Below are 21,451 nucleotides of genomic sequence, written 5' to 3'. Positions count from 1 at the left end.
CGCGCCCGTCCGCCGGGCCGGCCTACCGTGCCGGCCCGCCGTGTCGGTGCACAGAGCGTCAGCCCACCGCGCGGGCCCCCTCAGCCTCACCCCGCCCGCAGCGCCATCGTCATGGCCTCCACCGCGAGCAGCGGCGCCACGTTCCGGTCCAGGGCCACCCGGCACGCGGCGATCGCCTCGATCCTGCGCAGGGTGGCCTCGGGCGACGAGCCCCGGGCCAGCCGGTCCAGCGCGTCCTGCATCTCCGTGTTGGCCAGGGCGAGATCCGTGCCGAACTGCAGGGCGAGCACATCGCGGTAGAAGGCCGTGAGGTCGATCAGGGCCAGGTCCAGGCTGTCGCGCTGCGTACGCGTCTTGCGGCGCTTCTGCTTGTCCTCCAGCTCCTTCATCACGCCCGCGGTGCCACGCGGCATTCGGCCGCCCTGTCCCGCGCCGAGGGCCGCCTTCATGTCCTCGGTCTCCTTGACGTCGGTCTCCTCGGCGACCTGCTTGGCGTCCTCGGAGGCCGCGTCGACCAGCTCCTGGGCCGCCTTGAGGCAGGCACCCACGTCGTCGACCCGCAGCGGCAGCTTCAGGACGGCGGCCCGGCGCGCACGGGCCCGCTCGTCCGTGGCGAGGCGCCGGGCGCGCCCGATGTGGCCCTGGGTGGCTCGGGCCACGGCGGCGGCGACGTCCGGCTCGATGCCGTCGCGGCGTACGAGGACGTCGGCGACCGCGGCCACCGAGGGCGTCCGGAGCGTGAGGTGGCGGCACCGGGAGCGGATCGTGGGCAGCACGTCTTCCAGGGAGGGCGCGCACAGGAGCCAGACCGTACGGGGGGCGGGCTCCTCGACGGCCTTCAGGAGCACGTTGCCCGCGCCCTCGGTGAGGCGGTCGGCGTCCTCCATGACGATGACCTGCCAACGACCGACCGCCGGGGACAGCTGGGCACGGCGGACCAGGTCGCGCGTCTCCTTCACACCGATGGAGAGGAGGTCGGTGCGGATGATCTGCACGTCCGCGTGCGTACCGATCAGGCTCGTGTGGCAGCCGTCGCAGAATCCGCAGCCGGGGATCCCGCCGAGGGCGCGGTCGGGGCTGGTGCACTGCAGGGCCGCCGCGAAGGCGCGCGCCGTGGTGGAACGGCCCGAACCCGGCGGCCCCGTGAAGAGCCACGCGTGCGTCATCTTCGAGGCCTCGGGCAGCGGGGTGTCGGCGGCGACCGCGGTCACCAGGGCGTCGGCGTCCCGCGCGGCGGCCTCAAGCTGCCCGCTCACCTTCTCCTGGCCCACCAGGTCGTCCCATACGGTCATGGGGCGCCGCCCTTTCGTCGAACCTGCCGTCACCGTCACCGTCGCCGTCACCATCGGCGGCGCAGCCGCTGTCATCGCCACGGCCGCAGCCGCAGCCACAACCGCGCCTTTTGTCGCACGTGTGCCTGCTGCGTCCCATTGTGCGGGAGGGCACTGACAACGAGGCCCGGACGCCGGCACGGCCCCGCTGCCGGCGCCCCGCCGACGCCGCTGCCGCCTCTGCCGACGCCCCTGCTGGACGTGCCTGACGCCCCGCCCGCGATGCCGTCAGCGCCGCCGGCGCCCGTTCCCCTCGTCCCGCTCGTCGTCGTCCCGCGGGCCCAGCAACTCGTCGGCCAGCGTCGGCAGATCGTCCAGCGGGGTCTCCTCCGCCCAGTCCGAACGGGGGCGTCGCCGCGGCCTGCCCTCGGCGTCGACCTGGGGCAGCTCACGAGTGCCACCGTCGGAGGCACCCGTTCCGGTGCCGTACCCGTCCCCGTACCCGGGAGGCACCCGGTCCTCGGGCTCGCGGCCACGACCACGGCCGCGCTCGTCCCGTACCGGGGGAAGGACCGCCGTCTCGTCCGCGGCGGGCTCCGGCCGGACCGGCGGCAGCACCGCGGTCTCGTCGGCGGCGCCCTGCGGAGGCTGCGGCACCTGCGGCAGCACAGCCGTCTCGTCACCGGCCGGACCGGCGGTCGGCCCACCGGCCGGACCGGCGGTCGGCCGGGCGTCCCGCGGCGGCACCGGAGGCAGCACGGCCGTCTCGTCGACCGGACCACCGGACGCGTTCGTGGGCGTCACCATGGGCGTCTGCACAGTGCTCTCGTTGTCAGGACTCGCGTTGTCCAGGCTCTCGCTGTCCGGGCTCGCGTTGCCCGCGTGCCCAGTACCCGCGTGCCCAGTACCCGCGTGCCCGGTGCTCGCGTTCCCGGTGCTCGGGCTCTCGTTGCCCGAACCAGCCGCCGTCCGACCGGACCCAGCCCCTCCAGAAGGCGCGGGGGTCACAGCCGCGGACGATGCGGCAGCAGCTCGCGCCGAAGCCGCCGCAGCCGCGGAAGCGGTATTGGCCGCCGCCACGGCAGCCGCCGCCTCAGCCGCGCGTCGCGCCTCCTCGGCCCGTACCAGCGCCTCCTCGGCCTTCCGCTGCTTCTCCAGGCGCCGCTCCTCGGCCTCCGCCCGCAGTCGCGCCTCCTCCTCGGCCTGCTTGCGCCGGCGCTCCTCCTCGGCCGCGCGGGCCTTCTCCTCCGCGAGCTGCCGTGCCTTCTCCTGCTCGGCACGCACGCGTGCGGCCTCGGCGCGCTGGCGGGCCTCCTCGGCCTGCCGCTCGGCCTCGCGCCGCTGCGCCTCCTCCAGTTCGAGCCGCTTGCGCTCTTCCTCCTCCGCGCGCAGCCGGGCGAGCTGCTCCTGGCGCTCGCGCTCCAGCCGCTCCTCCTCGGCCTTGCGTGCGGCCTCTTCCTCGGCCTTGCGGCGCGCTTCTTCCTCGGCGGCCTTGCGTGCCTCCTCCTTGGCCTTGATCTCGGCCTCGGAGAGCGGCAGCACCACGTCGAGCCGGTGCCGGATCACGGTCGTGACGGACTCGGGCTCCTGCCCGGCGTCGACGACGAGGTAGCGGCCGGGGTCGGCGGCGGCCAGCGTCAGGAAACCGGACCGCACGCGCGCGTGGAACTCGGCGGGCTCCGACTCCAGTCGGTCAGGCGCCTCGGTGAACCGCTCGCGCGCGGTCTCCGGCGCCACGTCCAGCAGGACCGTCAGATGGGGTACGAGCCCGTCCGTGGCCCAGCGGTTGATGCGGGAGACCTCGGTGGGGGACAGATCGCGCCCCGCCCCCTGGTAGGCCACCGAGGAGTCGATGTACCGGTCCGAGACCACGACCGCGCCCCGTTCCAGCGCGGGCCGCACCACGGTGTCCACGTGCTCCGCGCGGTCGGCGGCGTACAGCAGCGCCTCCGCGCGGTGCGAGAGGCCGGCCGACGACACGTCGAGCAGAATCGACCGCAGCCGCTTGCCGACGGGGGTGGCGCCGGGCTCGCGCGTCACGACGACCTCGTGTCCCTTGGCGCGGATCCACTCCGCGAGGGCCTCGGCCTGGGTGGACTTGCCGGCGCCGTCGCCGCCCTCCAGGGCGATGAAGAACCCTGCGTCGGTGGGCGCCTGCACCGGGTCGTCCCCGCCGCGCAGCGCGTCCCTCAGGTCGTGCCGCAGGGGTACTCCGGAGCGGTCGTCGGCCTTGGCGAGGACCAGTGCGGCGACCGGCAGGAGCAGCGCGCCGACCAGCATCAGGGTGAAGGCGGCGCCGCCGTGCGCGAACACGAACTTGCCGTTCTCCAGGCGGTGCGGACCGATGGCCGCCGCCACGAGCGGCGCCACCAGGACGCCCACGGCCACGAAGACCCGTACGACCGCGTGCAGGTGTTCCGTCGTACGCGTGCGGCGGTAGTCCTCGGCCTCCTGGTCGAGCAGGGCGTGGCCGGTGTTGGCGGCGACGCCCGCGCCGGTGCCCGCCAGGCCGACGATCAGGAGCACGGTCGTGACGTCGGGGACGAGTCCGGCGGCGAGCAGCGCGATCCCGGTGAAGGCGATCGCCAGGGCGAGCAGCCGCCGGCGCGACAGCGACGGCAGCAGCTTGGGCGCCGTACGGATGCCGACCACGACCCCGCCGGTCACCGCGAGCACCAGCAGCCCGAACGTCACCGGGCCGCCGCCCAGGTCCTTGGCGTGCAGCACGGCCACGGCGACGGCCGCCGCGACGGCTCCGGCGACGGCCGCGCAGGCGAGCACCAGGAGCGGGATGGCCCCCGTACGGCCCTTGTCGATGCCCGAACCCGTCCTGGGGCGGCGCAGCCCCTCCAGCGGCGACCGCGCGCGCGGGGTGCGCACGTCGGGCAGTTCGAGGAAGGTGAGCACCGACAGGGACGCGGCGAACAGGCCCGCGGAGACGTACGAGGCGAGCGCCGCCTGGTGCTGGTCGAACCACGCGAGTCCGGCGCCCAGCAGGTTGTTGAGGAGCCCGGCGACGACGAGCACCGCCGCCGCGAGGGGCGCCGTGACGAATCCCGTACGCAGAGCGAGGCGCCGTAGGGCGTCCATGTGGTCGGGCAGCGGCCGTACCGTCGCGCCCTCCAGCGGGGGCGCGGGCAGCAGCGCGGGCGCCGCGCTCTCGCGGCACACCGTCCAGAAACGCTCGGCGACCCCGATGACGAACGCCGTCACGAGGATCACGGCCAGCGCGTTCTCAGGGGTCCAGTCGATCCACAGGGGCGCGATGATCAGCAGGACGGCCCGTACGCCGTCCGCGCCGACCATGGTCCAGCGGCGGTCGAGCGGGCCGTCCTGGGCGGTGAGTGAGGTGAGCGGGCCCAGAAGCACCGCTCCGAAGAGGAGCGTCGCGAGGATGCGTGCCCCGAAGACCGCCGACACGGCGAGGGCCACTCCGCGGTAGCCGCCTCCGAAGGAGCCGTCGGACACCGCCGCCTGCAGGGCGAGCAGGACCAGCACCAGCAGGGCGAGGGCGTCACCGACGCCGCTCACCAGCTGGGCGCTCCACAGCCGCCTCAGTTGCGGTACACGCAGCAGCGCCCGGACGGCTCGCTCCCGTGAGTCTGCGACCAGGGAGTCGTCGGGGGCCGAAGTGTGGGCCGTTGGCTGCTCGGCTCGCGTCATCCTGCCAGCCTATCCGGACGCACCCGGTCCCCGAATAGGGCCCCGAACATGCGAACGCCCTCGACACCAAGTGGTGTCGGGGCGTTCGTTCTGGGAACCGAAGGTGAAAGATCCGGTCCGCCTCCGGTCGGCCTCCCGACCGTCCGCGGACCGGTCCTCGACCGAGGACGGAGAGCGGCTCAGCTCTTTGTGCGGCCTCTGTGAAGAACCGCTCAGTCCTCGGCCGTCGCCTTGGCGGCCGTGGCCTTCGCGGTCGTCTTCTTGGCGGCCGTCTTCTTCGCGGTGGTGGTCTTCTTTGCCGCCGTTTTCGTAGCAGCTGTCTTCTTTGCTGCCGTTTTCTTCGCGGGCGCCTTCTTGGCGGGGGCCTTCTTCGCCGCCTTCTTGGCCGTCTTCTTCGCCGGCCCCTTGGCCCGCTTCTCCGCGAGCAGCTCGAAGCCCCGCTCCGGAGTGATCGCCTCGACACTGTCGTCGGACCGCAGGGTCGCGTTGGTCTCGCCGTCGGTGACGTACGCGCCGAAGCGGCCGTCCTTGACGACGACGGGCTGTCCGCTGACCGGGTCGGCGCCCAGTTCCTTCAGCGGCGGCTTGGCGGCGGCGCGGCCCCGCTGCTTGGGCTGCGCGTAGATCGCGAGGGCCTCGTCGAGCGTGATCGTGAAGAGCTGGTCCTCGCTCGTGAGGGAGCGGGAGTCGGTGCCCTTCTTCAGGTACGGGCCGTAGCGGCCGTTCTGTGCGGTGATCTCCACGCCCTCGGCGTCCGTGCCGACGACGCGCGGCAGCGACATCAGCTTGAGCGCGTCCGCGAGGGTCACGGTGTCCAGGGACATCGACTTGAAGAGCGAGGCCGTACGCGGCTTCACGGCGTTCTTGCCGGTCTTCGGGGTGCCCTCGGGCAGCACCTCGGTGACGTACGGGCCGTAGCGGCCGTCACGGGCGATGATCTGGTGGCCCGACTCGGGGTCGGCACCCAGCTCGAAGTCGCCGCTCGGCTTGGCGAGCAGTTCCTCGGCGAGTTCGACGGTCAGCTCGTCGGGTGCCAGGTCCTCGGGGACGTCGGCGCGCTGGTGGTTCTCGGAGTCCTTCTCGCCGCGCTCCACGTACGGGCCGTAGCGGCCGACGCGCAGCATGATGTCGCCGCCCATCACGGGGAACGACGACACCTCGCGGGCGTCGATGGCACCGAGGTCGGTGACGAGCTCCTTGAGGCCGCCGAGGTGGTCGCCGTCGCCGTTGCCGGCCTCCGCGGCGCCGGTCGCCTCGCCCTCGCCGAAGTAGAAGCGCCTGAGCCACGGGACGGACTGGGCCTCGCCCCGCGCGATGCGGTCGAGGTCGTCCTCCATCTTGGCCGTGAAGTCGTAGTCGACGAGCCGCCCGAAGTGCTTCTCCAGGAGGTTGACCACGGCGAAGGACAGGAAAGAGGGCACGAGGGCCGTCCCCTTCTTGAACACGTAGCCGCGGTCGAGGATCGTGCCGATGATCGACGCGTACGTCGACGGGCGGCCGATCTCCCGCTCTTCGAGCTCCTTGACCAGGCTGGCCTCGGTGTAACGGGCCGGGGGCTTGGTCGCGTGACCGTCGACCGAGATCTCCTCGGCGGACAGCGGGTCGCCCTCCTCCACCTGGGGGAGGCGGCGCTCACGGTCGTCCAGCTCGGCGTTCGGGTCGTCCGCGCCCTCGACGTACGCCTTCAGGAAGCCGTGGAAGGTGATCGTCTTGCCGGACGCGCTGAACTCGGCGTCCCGGCCGTCGGAGGCCCTGCCCGCGATCTTGACGGTGACGGAGTTGCCGACCGCGTCCTTCATCTGGGAAGCGACGGTCCGCTTCCAGATCAGCTCGTACAGCCGGAACTGGTCACCGGTCAGACCCGTCTCGGCCGGGGTGCGGAAACGGTCGCCCGAGGGACGGATCGCCTCGTGCGCCTCCTGCGCGTTCTTCACCTTCCCGGCGTACGTACGCGGCTTGTCCGGCAGGTAGCTCGCGCCGTAGAGCTGCGTGACCTGAGCGCGGGCCGCGGTGATCGCGGTGTCCGAGAGGGTCGTGGAGTCCGTACGCATATAGGTGATGAAGCCGTTCTCGTACAGCTTCTGCGCCACCTGCATCGTGGACTTCGCGCCGAAGCCGAGCTTGCGGCTCGCCTCCTGCTGGAGCGTGGTCGTACGGAAAGGTGCGTACGGCGAGCGCCGGTACGGCTTCGACTCGACGGACCGTACGGCGAAGTCCGTGTTCTCCAGGGCGGCGGCCAGCGCGCGGGCGTTGGCCTCGTCCAGATGGAGGGTGTTCGCGCCCTTGATCTGGCCGAGCGAGTCGAAGTCGCGGCCCTGGGCGACGCGCTTGCCGTCGACCGCGGTCAGCCGGGCGACCAGGTTCGACGGGTCGCTGCGGTCGCCGGCGCGGCCGGTGCCGAAGGTGCCGGTCAGGTCCCAGTACTCGGCGGAGCGGAAGGCGATGCGCTCGCGCTCCCGCTCGACGACGAGACGGGTCGCCACCGACTGGACGCGGCCTGCCGACAGCCGCGGCATGACCTTCTTCCACAGGACCGGCGAGACCTCGTAGCCGTAGAGGCGGTCGAGGATACGACGGGTCTCCTGGGCGTCGACCATGCGCTGGTTGAGCTCGCGCGGGTTGGCCACGGCGCTGCGGATCGCGTCCTTGGTGATCTCGTGGAAGACCATCCGGTGGACGGGGACCTTGGGCTTCAGAACCTCAAGAAGGTGCCACGCGATGGCCTCGCCCTCGCGGTCCTCATCGGTTGCGAGGAAGAGCTCGTCGGAATCCTTCAGCAGGTCCTTGAGCTTCTTGACCTGCGCCCTTTTGTCAGCGTTGACCACGTAGATCGGCTGGAAGTCGTTCTCGACGTCCACGCCGAGCCGACGCACCTCGCCGGTGTACTTCTCGGGCACCTCCGCGGCGCCGTTGGGGAGGTCGCGGATGTGCCCGACACTCGCTTCGACGACGTATCCGGGGCCGAGATAGCCCTTGATCGTCTTCGCCTTGGCAGGCGACTCGACGATGACGAGTCGGCGGCCGCCGTGTGCGGTCTCGCTGGTCGGGGACAACTTCGCTCTTCTCTCCGGTCGACGCAGGGGGTCTCGCCCCAGGCCTTGAACCCGGGGGTCGGGTCATGCTGACGCTGCGGAGTGTGACGGTACATCCCGCCCCCGTGTCAAACGGGAAAAGCCCGCAACGGCCACTCGAACGGTAACCCGACTCCCGCCATTCCTGCCGCCCGGAGTGCCGACCTGCCCTTTCCGGGACATCCGGAGCGTGACCTCTCAATTACCGGAGAGGCGAAGTCCGACCGGCGTCGATCTTGCCCGCGCCCGCCGCCGTACGGCGATTCCAGGACAGCGGAGACGGCGTTTCCCGGACAGCGGGGCGGTGTTGCGCGGGCGGCGGGCCGCATCGAGCGGACGGCGGAAGGCGTTCCCCGGGGAGCGGGTCGGACCGGCGCGTCACCGGCGGCCGGAACTCAGACGCGAGTGAAACACCACACCGCGAGGAGCACGGCGGCCGTCCCGGCGAAGCCCGCGACCGCCACCGATGCGACGGGGCTCGCTCCGAGGGCGACGGGGGCGCGCTGCCGCAGCCGGACCGCTGTCCACAGCAGCAGTCCGCCCCCGAACAGGGCGAACACCGCTCCCGTGAAGATCGCCGGTCCGCTCTCCATGGCTCGTCCCCTCGCCCTCGTGTGTCGCCGGGTCCCGCCCTCGCGGGACCTGCGTCCCGCTCTCGCGTGCTCCGGTCGGGACGCTGGCACCTCCGGGAAGCCGGAATCCCAACCCGGGGTGAACGGGAGGCGGCCGATACCGTGCGTCCCGGCGTCCCGACGCGGGGCGGCCCACACCGCGAGCCGCTCCGCTGCCACGCCACGTACGCACCGGCCGGAAGGGGCCAGCCGTCGCACGCACACGGAGCCGACCACGCCTTCGGGTGGAGTCCGTCACACCGCGCCGGGCTCGGACATCTTTCCGCTCGTCTGCGTGCGGTCGGCACGGCCCACCGTGCACACCGCCTTGGTGAATCCCTGCTTCCAGGAGTACTCGTCGGCTATCCAGCCGTAGACGACATGCTCGGTGTCGGGCGCCCAGGTCGACTCGAACTTGTTGCTGCAGAGCTTGTTCACGTTGTCGATGCCCTTCTTGTAGTTCATGTTCGCCGGGGCCGGGACGACGCCTATGAACTGGTCGCTGTGGAGCTCGGCGCAGTCGGCCAACGAGGCCCTGTAGATGTCCTCCTCCAACTCTGCGATCCAGCAGTCACCGATGCCCATCTGACCGACCGACATCTGCGCCCCGTCCTCCCGGAAACGGCCCACCGCGCCACCGATGGCGGCATGCCGTCCGAGTACGAGACATGCCGTACGGGCCTCGGCCGCCTCGAAGCCACGCTTCGTCGGCGTCACGGTGTAGACGTCCGCGTCGGGCAGCGCCTCGGCGATCTTCCCGCCCTGCCGCTCGCAGCGCCTCGCCCCCTCGGCGTGGGCGTCGGCGTAGTCGGCCGCCGTGTCCACGGCCACCACCTGGCCGTCCGGCCAGTCCTTCGCGCAGTCCACGACGCCGAGGTTCGGCACCGACTTGAACGGCGTCGCGGACCAGACGGTCCGCACACAGTCCCCGGTCTTCAACGGCTTTTTGAGCCCCACCTTCTCGCCGTACGGGAGGGCAGGCCCCGTGTCGCCCGACGCGGGCGATGTCGTGCCGCCGGTCTTCGCCTCCTTCTTGTCGTCGCCGCTGAACGTGAGGGCCGCCAGTGCGACGCCGCCGACCACCAGCACCAACGCCGAGACGACCGTGAGGACCGCGGCGGTGGACAGGATGCGTCGCGTGTCGTCCCGGCCACCGCCGACATCGGTGACCGCCGTCGGACCGCTCCCGTAGGGCGGGGCCCCACCGCCGGCGTGGGGCGGGACCGGGCCGGCGCCCCCGTAGGGCTGCGGAGCCTGCGGAGATCCGCTGCTCCCGTACGGCGGGGAGGACGCGCCCGCGTACGGATTCCAGGGCCTGTACGGCCCCTGCGCGCCGGGCCCCTGCCAGGGGTCCTGCCCGCCGCCCGGCGGGCCCTGCGGAGAGGGACCGCCCGGTGTGTGCGGTGTCTGCGGAGTGCTGCGGCCCTGAGGGGTGTGCGAGGGCGGGAACTGCGGCGAGTTCCCGGCCGGGGACACCCCGCCGGGGGCCTCGGGGAGCGGGCCGGGCGGCCCGGAACCCGGTGTGGAGGCGGGAGTCCGGGCCCCGCCCCATGGATCACCCTGCCCCGCGGCGGGCGCGGACCCGGGGGTCGGTGCCGACCAGTCGGGCCCGCCACCGGAGGCCACCGCCCCGGCAGCCGCGGCCCCGGGAACCGCCCCGGGCGGCGGCCCGAACACCCCGCCCGCCGGGCTCTGCAGCACCCGCTCCAGCCCGCGCGACACCGCCTCCGGCGAGAACCTGCGCACCGGGTCCTTCACCAGCAGGCCGTGCAGCACCGGCGCCAGTTCACCGGCCCGCTCCGGCGGTGTGGGTTCCTCGCTCAGCAGGGCCGTCAGGGTCGCGTACTCCCCGTGCCGGTCGAACGGACCGCGTCCCTCGACCGTCGCGTACAGGGTCGCGCCGAGCGAGAACATGTCGGCGGCCGGTGTGGGCGGCTCACCGCGGGCCCGCTCCGGCGAGAGGTACCCGGGCGTACCGAGGATGCCGGCCGTGGCGGTGAGCCGGGGCTCGCGGGACTCGGGCTGCAGCGCGATGCCGTAGTCGGTGAGCAGCACGCGCGCGTAGGGATCGCCCGAGGCGTCCGGGGCCAGCAGGATGTTGGCGGGTTTCACATCGCGGTGGAGGATGCCGATCCGGTGCCCGGCGGTGAGCGCGTCGAGCACACCGAGCCCGATCCGGGCCGTCTGCACGGGTGTCAGCGGGCCCGCCCGACGGACGACCGTCTGGAGATCGACCGCGTCCGGCACGAACTCCATGACGATCCAGGGCAGCCCCTCGTGCATCAACACGTCGTGCACGGTGGCCACATGCGGGTGGCCGCGCAGCCGCGCCGCGTTCCGTGCCTCGCTGCGGGCCCGTGCGATGCGCTCCTGGACCCCCGGCTCCGCCGGTCCGGGAGAACCCTCGCCCTCGCCCGCGGACTCGCCCGATTCCCTCGGCACATCGGGCAGGTTGATCTCCTTCATGGAGACCTCGCAGGCCAACTCCTCGTCGTACGCGAGCCAGACGCGACCCATGCCGCCCGCGCTCAGCGTGCGCAGCAGCCGGTACCGCCCGCTGATCAGCCTGCCTTCACCCCGACCCGGCGTGTCCCCCGACATGCAGCCTCCCCCGAGACAGCGCGCCTCCCCCGAGGACGCGTGCGTTCTGTCTCTCGAAGGTAGCTTCGCACGTACCACTGACAGGAGCCCTTTTGCGTACCAATCGCGCCAGAACCGACACATCGGGCTCATCGGCGCGGATACGTATCAGTCGTCCCGCTCCCGGCTCAGTCGTGCCGCTGCCGACCGGCCGCCGACGACGACGAGTTCACGTCGTCCGACGGGCCCGGGGCACCGCCCCCGCCGGCAGCTCCCGCCCGCTTCCCGGTGCCTTCTGGTGCCCCACGGCGTCAGTGCGACGTCACCGCGACGTCAGTGCGCCGCGGGCTCGATGAATCCCTGCTCGACCAGCACCCGGATCTGGGCGGGCGTCCGGTCGCGGAGCAACACAGGATCCTCTCCGACCAGTTGGGCGATGGCGTCCAGGATGCGTCCCGCGCTCAGCGTGCCGTCGCAGACGCCCGCGAAACCGGCGCCGACCGTGTCCACCTTCGTGGCTCGCCGCATCCCGCGGTGCTGGCGCAGCACGACGTGCTCCGGGTCCTCGGCACCGGGCAACCCGACCTGCTCCTGCACGACCTCGCCGACCAGCCTGAAGTGCGCCGCCAGCAGGGCCGCGTCGTCGTGTTCACGCAGATAGTCGACCCGCTCGAAATGGGCGCGCACGGCGTCGCCGAGCGGCTGCTCGACGGAGTGCGGCCACTCCTCCAGGACGACCGAGGGCAGCTCCGCGTCCGACCTGCGCAGCGTGATCCAGCCGAAGCCGACGGCCTTCACCTTGCGCGCCTCGAACTCGTCCAGCCAGGCGTCGTACCGCGCCTGGTACTCCACGGGATCGGCGTAGTGGTCGCCCGCGTCGCGCAGCCACAGCTCGGCGTACTGCGTGACGTCCTGGACCTCGCGCTGCACGATCCACGCGTCGCAGCCGCGCGGCACCCAGGAGCGCAGCCGGTCCTGCCAGTCCTCGCCCTCCACGTGCTGCCAGTTGGCCAGGAACTGGGCGTATCCCCCTTCGTTCAGACGGTCACCCGCCTCCTGAACGAGCGTGCGGCACAGATCGTCCCCGCCCATCCCGCCGTCGCGGTAGGTGAGCCGGGCGCCTGGAGAGATCACGAAGGGCGGGTTCGAGACGATGAGGTCGAACGTCTCGTCGCCCACCGGTTCGAAGAGGGAGCCCTCGCGCAGGTCGGCCGCCGGAGCCCCGGACAGGGCGAGCGTGAGCGCGGTGATGTGCAGCGCGCGGGGGTTGAGGTCGGTCGCGCTCACGCGCGTGGCGTGCTGTGCGGCGTGCAGCGCCTGGATCCCGGAACCGGTGCCGAGGTCGAGCGCGGAGGCGAAGGGGCCGCGCACGGTGATGCCCGCGAGCGTGGTGGACGCGCCGCCCACGCCGAGTACGACGCCTTCGTCATGGCTGCCGATGCCGCCGGCCCCGCCGACCGCGCAGCCGAGGTCCGAGACGATGAACCAGTCCTCGCCGCCCGGTCCGCCGTACGGCCGTACGTCGACGACCGCCGCGACCTCGTCCCCGCCGACGCGGGTCAGCCAGCCGCTCTCCAGGCAGTCCTCCACCGGCAGAACGTGCGCCACGCGCGCGTGCGGCACGGGCTGCTGCAGCAGGAACAGCCGTACGAGGGCTTCCAGCGGGGAGTCGCCCCGGGTGGCCCGGAGCGCGGGCACGGTCTCACTGCGGGCCAGCGCCGCGTACGCGGGGGCGCCGAGCAGGTCGAGCAGCCCGTCGGCACTGAAGGAGGCGCCCAGGAGGGCGTCCCGCAGCCGTGCGGTGACGTCGGTGCGGTCGGACGAGGGCAGCGGTGCCAGGCTGGTGTTACTCACCCGCCCATTGTGACGCGCGCCCGGCGCCACGCGGGCGGCCAGCCTCCCGCGTCGCCCACCTGACCGGCGATACGCGTCACGGCGCCCGCCGGGGCGCAACCCCGCGCCGGAGGGCCTGAGCGGCACCCCGGCGCCGGGCAGCGGCTGCGCCGGGGTTCAGCTCTTCGTCGCCGAGGCGGACGGGGACGCGCTCTTGCAGCTCTCCTGCTTGGCCATCGCCTTGCCCACGTCGCCCTCCTCCAGCTTCGCGAGGGCGTCGTTGCCGCTCTGGCTCAGCTTGTCGAGCTGGGTGGCGATCCCCTTCAGACCGTCGGCGAACTTCGCCTGGTCCTTCGTGTCGAGGTCGTCGACCTGCTTCTTGAGGTCGCCGTACGACGCGGAGATCGTGTCGAGCTCCTTGACGGCGTCCGTCTTCTTCTTCTCGCCGCCCTCCACGTCCGGCGCCCCGGCCTTGCTCACGGCGCCGCCGATCGCCTTGTAGGCGTCGGACATGTCCTGGAAGGCCTGGGCGTCGGTCTTCTGGACGTCCGCCGGGGTGCTGTTGTCCGAGGTCTGCTGCTGGATGGCGGTGTTGGCGGCCGCGATCTTCTTGGCCTGCGGCTTCACCGCGTCGCAGACCTGCTTGGCCCAGGAGTTCAGCTTGTCGCTGTTGTCGTCACTGCTGCTGCATCCCGACAGCGCCAGTACCAGTACCGCACCGCCGGACAGCGCGGCCGCGAGCTTCTTGTTCACCGGGTTGGTCCCTTCCATGGCTCTCGGCCCCGGAACATACACGCCAATCGGGCGACACCACCGTGACGAACATCCGTTTGGACCGCTATTGAAGCCATTTGCACCAGGCAGGGAAGGGGCGAGATAAGGCTCACGAAACAGGGCGTACACACAGGCGTACGCACAGACGGGCGGGCGGACGGCACGTCAGTACGCGCCGTCCGCCCGCCCGTTGAGCGCAATCCGCTCAGCCGGGCCCGGGGTCTACGAGACCACCGCCGGATCGACCGGTTTGGCCACCCGCTCGGAGTTGCCCTCGTCGCCCACCGCGATGCCGCGCCGCTTGGACACGTACACCGCGCCGATGATGACGGCGAGCGAGAGCACCGCGATGAGGACCCGCATGCCCACGCTCTTGTCGTCGCCGTAGCTGAATTTGACCACTGCCGGCGCGATGAGCAGCGCCACCAGGTTCATCACCTTCAGGAGGGGGTTGATCGCGGGTCCCGCGGTGTCCTTGAAGGGGTCACCGATCGTGTCGCCGATCACCGTCGCGGCATGGGCCTCGCTGCCCTTGCCGCCGTGGTGGCCGTCCTCGACGAGCTTCTTGGCGTTGTCCCACGCGCCTCCGGAGTTGGCGAGGAAGACCGCCATCAGCGTGCCGGTGCCGATGGCGCCCGCGAGGAAGGCGCCGAGCGCGCCCACCCCGAGCGTGAACCCGATCGCGATCGGCGTCAGTACGGCGAGCAGACCGGGCGTGGTCAGCTCGCGAAGCGCGTCCTTCGTACAGATGTCGACGACGCGCCCGTACTCGGGCTTCTCGCTGTAGTCCATGATCCCGGGGCGCTCGCGGAACTGCCGCCGCACCTCGTAGACCACGGCCCCGGCCGACCGTGACACCGCGTTGATCGCCAGCCCCGAGAAGAGGAAGACGACCGCGGCGCCCGCGATGAGCCCGACCAGGTTGTTGGGCTGCGAGATGTCCATCATCAGGTTCATCGGGGCACTCGGGCCCGAGACCTTCTCCCCCACGTCGTTCGCGGCCGTGAGGATGGCGTCCCGGTACGAGCCGAAGAGCGCCGACGCCGCCAGGACCGCAGTGGCGATGGCGATGCCCTTCGTGATGGCCTTGGTGGTGTTGCCGACGGCGTCCAGGTCGGTGAGCACCTGTGCGCCCGCGCCCTCGACGTCGCCCGACATCTCGGCGATGCCCTGCGCGTTGTCGGAGACCGGCCCGAAGGTGTCCATGGCGACGATGACGCCGACCGTGGTGAGCAGTCCCGTTCCGGCGAGGGCCACCGCGAACAGCGCCAGCATGATCGACGTACCGCCGAGGAGGAAAGCCCCGTAGACGCCGAGACCGATCAGCAGCGCGGTGTAGACGGCCGATTCGAGACCGATCGAGATACCGGCGAGGACGACGGTGGCCGGGCCGGTGAGCGAGGTCTTGCCGATGTCCCTCACCGGGCGACGGGTCGTCTCGGTGAAGTAGCCGGTCAGCTGCTGGATCAGCGCGGCCAGCACGATGCCGATGGCGACCGCGAGGAGCGCGAGGATCCGCGGGTCGCCGGACTTGCCGAGGATGGCCTCGTCGGTGACACCGTCCAGGTCGGCGTACGAGGACGGCAGATAGACGAAGACGGCCACGGCCACCAGCGCCAGCGAGATCACCGCGGAGATGAAGAAGCCACGGTTGATGGCGCTCATCCCGCTGCGGTCCGCACGGCGCGGAGCGACCGCGAAGATGCCGATCATCGCGGTGAGTACGCCGATCGCGGGCACGATCAGCGGGAAGGCGAGCCCGGAGTCACCGAAGGCCGCCTTGCCGAGGATCAGCGCGGCGACGAGCGTGACGGCGTACGACTCGAAGAGGTCGGCGGCCATACCGGCGCAGTCGCCGACGTTGTCGCCCACGTTGTCCGCGATGGTCGCGGCGTTGCGCGGATCGTCCTCCGGGATGCCCTGCTCGACCTTGCCGACCAGGTCGGCGCCGACGTCGGCGGCCTTGGTGAAGATGCCGCCGCCGACACGCATGAACATGGCGATCAGCGCGGCGCCGAGACCGAAACCCTCCAGGACCTTCGGCGCGTCGGCCGCGTACACCAGCACCACACAGGAGGCGCCCAGCAGACCGAGCCCCACCGTGAACATGCCGACGACGCCGCCCGTGCGGAAAGCGATCTTCATGGCTTTGTGCGAGACGGCGGTGAGATCCTTTTCGGGCTCACCCTCCGCCGGGGTCGCTTCCCGTGCCGCGGCGGCCACGCGGACATTGCTGCGTACGGCGAGCCACATGCCGATATATCCGGTGGTCGCCGAGAACGCCGCGCCGATCAAGAAGAAGACCGATCGGCCGGCACGCTGATTCCAGTCGTCCGCGGGCAGCAGCATGAGCAGGAAGAACACCACGACGGCGAATACCCCGAGGGTACGCATCTGCCGCCCCAGGTAGGCATTTGCGCCCTCCTGGATCGCGACCGCGATCTCCTTCATGCTGTCGGTGCCCTCGCCCGCCGCGAGCACCTGGCGGACCAGGACCCCGGCGACGGCAAGCGCCGCAACGGCGACGACCGCGATCACCACGACGATGAGGCGGTTGTCGTCCGTCAGTACCGCGGCTGCGAGGGTAGTGGGCTGGTCAAACTGATGAGGGGTAGAAAGCCCCGCCATTCGTCCTCCTTGACGCTTGGACCGAGCTCAAGATGTGGACGGATTGTAGGTACCGGAACCTGATCAAAACAGTGCGCGGTAAGCGGAATTGGCCCTCACATGCTCTTCAGCAAATGATCCGGGGATCGCCGGGGGACTCGAAAGTGGTAATGCCTCAAACGCATTGACGCCAGGTCCATTACCGTGCGGCGCCGCGTAAAGCTGATCTTATTGTTGATCGAAATCCAGATCGTGAATTCATTCACGAAATGGGGGTGGCTTGATCCGGAGGGCGCGGGGGGCGCCGGGGGGGGGCTGGCCGGTGGGCGCCGCGCATGCGCCGAGCGGTGGCGCCCCTGCGGCGGACGACCGTCGGATGAGCGGCGGCGGATGACCGGTGATCGGGCGATGATCGGGTGGTGATCGGGCGGTGATCAGGTCGCGTGGGGGCGGCGATCGGCTGGCGCCCGGCCAGGGATCGGGCGGCGCATGGGCGGCGATCGGGTCGTAATCGGCCAGCTGGTCAGCCCTGGGGGGCGCCTGCTGAGTGGCCCGACGGGCAGCCGACGAGGGACCCGGGTCGGCTTTCGGGCGACTCACGGGCCACTGCCGATGGGCTGGCCGGGTGGCGCGAGGACGCCTCGGCGGGTGACCGGCGGCCACCCCTGAGGCGATCACCGAGTGGCCGCCAGGGCAACCTGAGGCGATTTTCGGGTGGCTGGCAGGGCAAAGCCTGGGGCGGTCGATCGACGGCCGGTATGGCTGTCGGGGCGGCGACCCGAGGGGTGTTGGGGCAGCGGCCCGGAGGACTCTGGACGGCGCCCTGCGGGGCCGTCAGCGGCGACTGGACCAAACCAGGGACACGGCCGACGGGCCGACCGAGCTGCGGTGGGTGCCCTCGCCCCTCCGGGAGACGGCCCTAGACGGCGGCTGTCGACACCTGAGGGGGCGTCCGACGCGGAGCCACGGGAAAGCCCCCGCCCGGGGACAGACGTGCCGGAGAGGACGCCTGAGCGACGGCGCGGACCGCGCGAGGCGGGTCCCGGGTCAACCAGCGAGCCGACACGTCCAGCGAGACCAGACGGCCACCAGGGCCGGGCTGCGCGGTCAGCGAGGCGGTGCGGCCGGCAAGGCAGTGCCGTCGGCCGACAGAACCGCTTTGCCGACTGCTCAGCCGGCGCAGCGAGGCGGCAGCAGGCCGGGCTGCCGTGGCTGGTCGGTCTCCGCTGGGCAGCAGCGGGGCCGGGCAACAGGCGCGGCCGTTGTCCGGCGACGCTGCGGCCACCTCGCCGGACAGCGGCCGGACATGCCAAAGGGCCCTGGTGAGCAGGGCCCTTTCGCAAAGGTTCAGGCAGTACCAAGAGGGGTGGATCAGGGAACGAGCGTGGCCGGCGGCGTGGTGGGCCAGCTCATCCTGATCAGTCCGCCGTTCTCACCGGCGGTCACTTCCACGTCGTCGACGAGGCCGCTGATGACCGCGAGGCCCATCTCGTCCTCTTCGGTCTCGACGTCCGCGCCGTCGGCTCCGCCATGGGCACCCGGCGACTTGTCACCGGGAACCGTGTGCGGCGCCTCATCACCGACCTCGATGGAGAACAGCTTCTCCTCCTCGATCAGCGAGACCCGCACCGGCGCCGAGATTCCGGCGCTTTGGTGCAGGCCGACGGCCCGTGTGCAGGCTTCGCCCACGGCGAGCCTGACCTCGTCGAGGACGGCCTCGTCCACTCCGGCCCTGCGCGCCACCGCTGCCGCCACCAGTCGGGCGGTCCTGACGTGCTCGGGCAGCGCGCTGAAGCGGAGTTCAACGGTGGCCATGCATCCCCCTCGGAACTACGGGCGTGCGGTCGGGGGGTCGGGTCGCCGAGACCCGACCCCCCTCCATTGACTTCTGCCTCCCGGGCCGTGCCCGGGATTCGGCTGTGACGGCTGACCGGCCAGTCAGCAGGGACGGGCCGGACCGTGGCCGCTCAGTCGGTGGCCGCCACCGCTTCTTCGACCGAGGTGTGGATCGGGAACACCTTGGTGAGACCGGTGATGCGGAAGATCTTCAGAATGCGCTCCTGGTTGCAGACCAGACGGAGCGAACCCTCATGGGCACGCACCCGCTTCAGGCCGCCCACCAGCACGCCGAGACCGGTCGAGTCGAGGAAGTCCACGCCCTCCATGTCGACGACAAGGTGGAAACTGCCGTCGTTCACCAGCTCGACCAGCTGTTCGCGCAACTTGGGCGCGGTATATACATCGATTTCGCCACCGACCTCGACGACCGTACGATCGCCGACGGTACGGGTCGACAGGGACAGGTCCACGGATCCTCCAGCACCTTGCTATCGAGCGGTCATCCCAAGGGACACCTCGGCGGAGCCCCCGGGACGGTTCGCCAGCCGCGATGGCATTCAATCACTTACCGGCAGGCGTGCACGACGCCTTGGGCCCATTGTCCGTCATGCCGGTGACACACTCGATGCCGATGGCCAATAATCTCCGACCCGATCGAACCTCGACGGACACCGCCTCCCGCCCCTCGCCGGGCGAGATCCTGGACCGGCTGGCCTCTGGGCCGAGCCGGGCTTCGCGCATCACTCATACGGAGCACTTGCCCCCACGTGAGGGTCGCCATGCCGTGTGGCCCGACCGGATCCGTTCGGAGGTCGTCGCGGCGGTGCAGTCCGCCGGTATCGAACACCCCTGGGCCCACCAGGCACTCGCGGCCGAGCACGCCCTGGACGGCGAATCGGTGATCGTCTCCACGGGTACGGCCTCCGGCAAGTCCCTGGCGTATCTCGTCCCGGTTCTGTCGACACTCCTCGACGGTTCCGAGGCGCCGAACGGCCGCGGCGCGACCGCCCTCTACCTCGCCCCGACCAAGGCTCTCGCCGCGGACCAGCGCCGGTCCGTGAAAAAACTCTCACATCCGCTGGGCCACGCCGTCCGTTCCGCGGTCTACGACGGGGACACCCCCGTCGAGGAACGCGAGTGGGTGCGCCAGTACGCCAACTACGTCCTCACCAACCCCGACATGCTGCACCGCGGGATACTCCCCTCCCACCCCCGGTGGGCCTCCTTCCTGCGCGCCCTGCGCTATGTCGTCATCGACGAGTGCCACACCTACCGGGGCGTCTTCGGGTCGCACGTCGCCCAAGTGCTGCGCAGGCTGCGCCGCCTGTGCGCCCGTTACGGCTCCTCACCCGTCTTCCTCATGGCCTCCGCGACCGCCGCCGAGCCGTCCGTCGCCGCCTCCCGCCTCACCGGCCTGCCCGTGGTGGAGGTCGCCGACGACGCCTCGCCCCGCGGGGAACTGGTCTTCGCCCTCTGGGAACCGCCCCTCACCGACCTGCACGGCGAGAAGGGCGCCCCGGTGCGCCGCTCCGCCACCGCCGAGACCGCGGACCTCCTCACCGACCTGACCGTGCAGGGGGTCCGCTCGGTCGCTTTCGTACGGTCCCGCCGCGGGGCCGAGTTGATCTCGGTGATCGCCAAGGAGCGGCTCTCCGAGGTCGATCGCTCCCTGGCCCGTCGCGTCGCCGCCTACCGCGGCGGCTACCTCCCCGAGGAACGCCGCGCCCTCGAACACGCCCTCCACTCCGGCGAACTCCTCGGCCTCGCCGCCACCACCGCTCTCGAACTGGGCATCGACGTCTCCGGCCTGGACGCCGTCGTCATCGCCGGCTACCCGGGCACCCGTGCGTCCCTGTGGCAGCAGGCGGGCCGTGCGGGCCGCTCCGGACAGGGGGCGCTCGCGGTCCTGGTCGCCCGTGACGATCCGCTGGACACCTTCCTCGTCCATCACCCGGAAGCCCTGTTCGACCAGCCGGTGGAGTCCACCGTCCTCGACCCGGACAACCCGTACGTCCTCGCGCCCCACCTGTGCGCCGCGGCGTCCGAACTCCCCCTCACCGAGGAGGACTTCGACCTCTTCGGTCCGGCCACCGCCGAACTGATGCCGCAGCTGGAGGCCGCGAAGCTGCTCCGCCGCCGCACGAAGGCATGGCACTGGACCCGCCGGGAACGGGCCGCCGACCTGACCGACATCCGCGGCGGAGGCGGCAACCCGGTGCAGATCGTGGAGTCCGGCTCCGGACGGCTGCTGGGCACGGTCGACGCCGGGGCCGCGCACACCACCGTCCACGAAGGCGCGGTCCACCTCCACCAGGGCCGTACGTACCTGGTCGACGAGCTGCACCTGGACGACTCGGTCGCGCTGGTCACGGAGGCCAACCCGCCGTATTCGACGGTCGCCCGTGACACCACGGCCATCTCCGTCCTGGAGACGGACGTCGAGATCCCCTGGGGTGACGGCCGGTTGTGCTACGGCTCCGTCGAGGTCACCAATCAGGTCGTCTCCTTCCTGCGTCGTCGTCTCATGACCGGCGAGGTGCTCGGCGAGACGAAACTCGATCTGCCTCCCCGCACACTCCGTACGCGTGCCGTGTGGTGGACGGTCACCGAGGACCAGCTCGACGCCGCCCGGGTGAACCCCGAGATCCTGGGCGGCGCCCTGCACGCCGCCGAGCACGCCTCGATCGGCATGCTGCCGCTCTTCGCCACCTGCGACCGCTGGGACATCGGCGGCGTCTCCGTCCCACTGCACCCGGACACCCTCCTGCCCACGGTCTTCGTGTACGACGGCCATCCGGGCGGCGCGGGCTTCGCGGAGCGCGCCTTCCACACCGCCCGCGAATGGCTCACCGCCACCCGCCAGGCCATCGCCTCCTGCGAGTGCGACGCCGGCTGTCCGTCCTGCATCCAGTCGCCCAAGTGCGGCAACGGCAACGAGCCGCTGCACAAGCGGGGAGCCGTCCGGCTGCTGACAGTCCTCCTGCAGGGAGCACCGACAGCACCGGAGGAACCACCGGCCCCCGGGGAAGGTCTCCCCGAGGAGGCGCAGAGACAGGACGACGGCCGGCAGCCGGACGCCGTCACCGCGACCGATCCCGCGGCAAGGCCCTAGGCAGTGTCTTCAAATGATCACCGTGATGGATCATGGTGTCGTGATACGTCGCCATGAACTGTCCGATGTTGAGTGGGAGTTCGTCCGGCC

The 21,451-nt window shown here is 71.6% G+C and carries 11 protein-coding genes; 1 reads left to right on the top strand and 10 read right to left on the bottom strand.

The genetic code is table 11. The annotated features are described in order from the left end of the window. Window positions 1–86 precede the first annotated feature (86 nt). The 10 genes from ACZ60E_RS43985 to bldG form a co-directional block, all read right to left on the bottom strand. The gene (locus ACZ60E_RS43985) at window positions 87–1,292 is read right to left on the bottom strand and encodes a DNA polymerase III subunit delta' (RefSeq protein WP_385834113.1); all 1,206 of its coding nucleotides are present in this window, start codon (window positions 1,290–1,292) and stop codon (window positions 87–89) included. 267 nt (window positions 1,293–1,559) lie between these two features. After that, window positions 1,560–4,934: a dTMP kinase gene (gene tmk, locus ACZ60E_RS43980; protein ID WP_469447993.1), complete on the bottom strand. Its 3,375-nt coding sequence runs from the start codon at window positions 4,932–4,934 to the stop codon at window positions 1,560–1,562. 212 nt (window positions 4,935–5,146) lie between these two features. Beyond that, window positions 5,147–7,987: a type I DNA topoisomerase gene (gene topA / locus ACZ60E_RS43975; protein ID WP_385834115.1), complete on the bottom strand. Its 2,841-nt coding sequence runs from the start codon at window positions 7,985–7,987 to the stop codon at window positions 5,147–5,149. 413 nt (window positions 7,988–8,400) lie between these two features. Continuing rightward, on the bottom strand, window positions 8,401–8,598 hold the full coding sequence (locus tag ACZ60E_RS43970; RefSeq protein ID WP_469447992.1) for a hypothetical protein: 198 nt from the start codon (window positions 8,596–8,598) through the stop codon (window positions 8,401–8,403). 273 nt (window positions 8,599–8,871) lie between these two features. After that, window positions 8,872–11,217: a serine/threonine-protein kinase gene (locus ACZ60E_RS43965; RefSeq protein ID WP_469447991.1), complete on the bottom strand. Its 2,346-nt coding sequence runs from the start codon at window positions 11,215–11,217 to the stop codon at window positions 8,872–8,874. Between the two features lie 312 nt (window positions 11,218–11,529). Then, complete coding sequence (locus tag ACZ60E_RS43960) at window positions 11,530–13,050, bottom strand: DUF7059 domain-containing protein (protein ID WP_469447990.1); 1,521 nt, start codon at window positions 13,048–13,050, stop codon at window positions 11,530–11,532. A gap of 156 nt (window positions 13,051–13,206) precedes the next feature. Next, entirely contained in the window at window positions 13,207–13,800 is a 594-nt protein-coding gene (locus ACZ60E_RS43955) for a small secreted protein (RefSeq protein ID WP_384801541.1), read from the bottom strand. A gap of 225 nt (window positions 13,801–14,025) precedes the next feature. Continuing rightward, the gene (locus ACZ60E_RS43950; RefSeq protein ID WP_384801538.1) at window positions 14,026–16,431 is read right to left on the bottom strand and encodes a sodium-translocating pyrophosphatase; all 2,406 of its coding nucleotides are present in this window, start codon (window positions 16,429–16,431) and stop codon (window positions 14,026–14,028) included. Between the two features lie 1,350 nt (window positions 16,432–17,781). After that, a complete protein-coding gene (locus ACZ60E_RS43945) occupies window positions 17,782–18,225 on the bottom strand; it encodes an ATP-binding protein (RefSeq protein WP_469447989.1) in 444 nt (147 codons plus the stop codon). 152 nt (window positions 18,226–18,377) lie between these two features. Next, a complete protein-coding gene (gene bldG / locus ACZ60E_RS43940) occupies window positions 18,378–18,719 on the bottom strand; it encodes an anti-sigma factor antagonist BldG (protein WP_003975386.1) in 342 nt (113 codons plus the stop codon). An 80-nt stretch (window positions 18,720–18,799) separates the two neighbouring features. On the opposite strand from bldG, the gene ACZ60E_RS43935 reads away from it, so the two are divergent. Beyond that, on the top strand, window positions 18,800–21,361 hold the full coding sequence (locus ACZ60E_RS43935; protein WP_469447988.1) for a DEAD/DEAH box helicase: 2,562 nt from the start codon (window positions 18,800–18,802) through the stop codon (window positions 21,359–21,361). Window positions 21,362–21,451 lie beyond the last annotated feature (90 nt).

The sequence above is a fragment of the Streptomyces sp. NPDC102514 genome, from assembly GCF_055584525.1.
The sequence above is the reverse complement of the archived record's forward strand: the minus strand, read 5'-3'. Positions and strand labels throughout refer to the sequence as shown.

Coding starts and splice junctions, on each gene's coding strand:
- ACZ60E_RS43955 (WP_384801541.1), bottom strand. CDS start 13,800: ATGGAAGGGACCAACCCGGTGAACAAGAAGCTCGCGGCCGCGCTGTCC.
- ACZ60E_RS43945 (WP_469447989.1), bottom strand. CDS start 18,225: ATGGCCACCGTTGAACTCCGCTTCAGCGCGCTGCCCGAGCACGTCAGG.
- ACZ60E_RS43965 (WP_469447991.1), bottom strand. CDS start 11,217: ATGTCGGGGGACACGCCGGGTCGGGGTGAAGGCAGGCTGATCAGCGGG.
- ACZ60E_RS43950 (WP_384801538.1), bottom strand. CDS start 16,431: ATGGCGGGGCTTTCTACCCCTCATCAGTTTGACCAGCCCACTACCCTC.
- ACZ60E_RS43935 (WP_469447988.1), top strand. CDS start 18,800: ATGGCATTCAATCACTTACCGGCAGGCGTGCACGACGCCTTGGGCCCA.
- ACZ60E_RS43970 (WP_469447992.1), bottom strand. CDS start 8,598: ATGGAGAGCGGACCGGCGATCTTCACGGGAGCGGTGTTCGCCCTGTTC.
- tmk (WP_469447993.1), bottom strand. CDS start 4,934: ATGACGCGAGCCGAGCAGCCAACGGCCCACACTTCGGCCCCCGACGAC.
- ACZ60E_RS43985 (WP_385834113.1), bottom strand. CDS start 1,292: ATGACCGTATGGGACGACCTGGTGGGCCAGGAGAAGGTGAGCGGGCAG.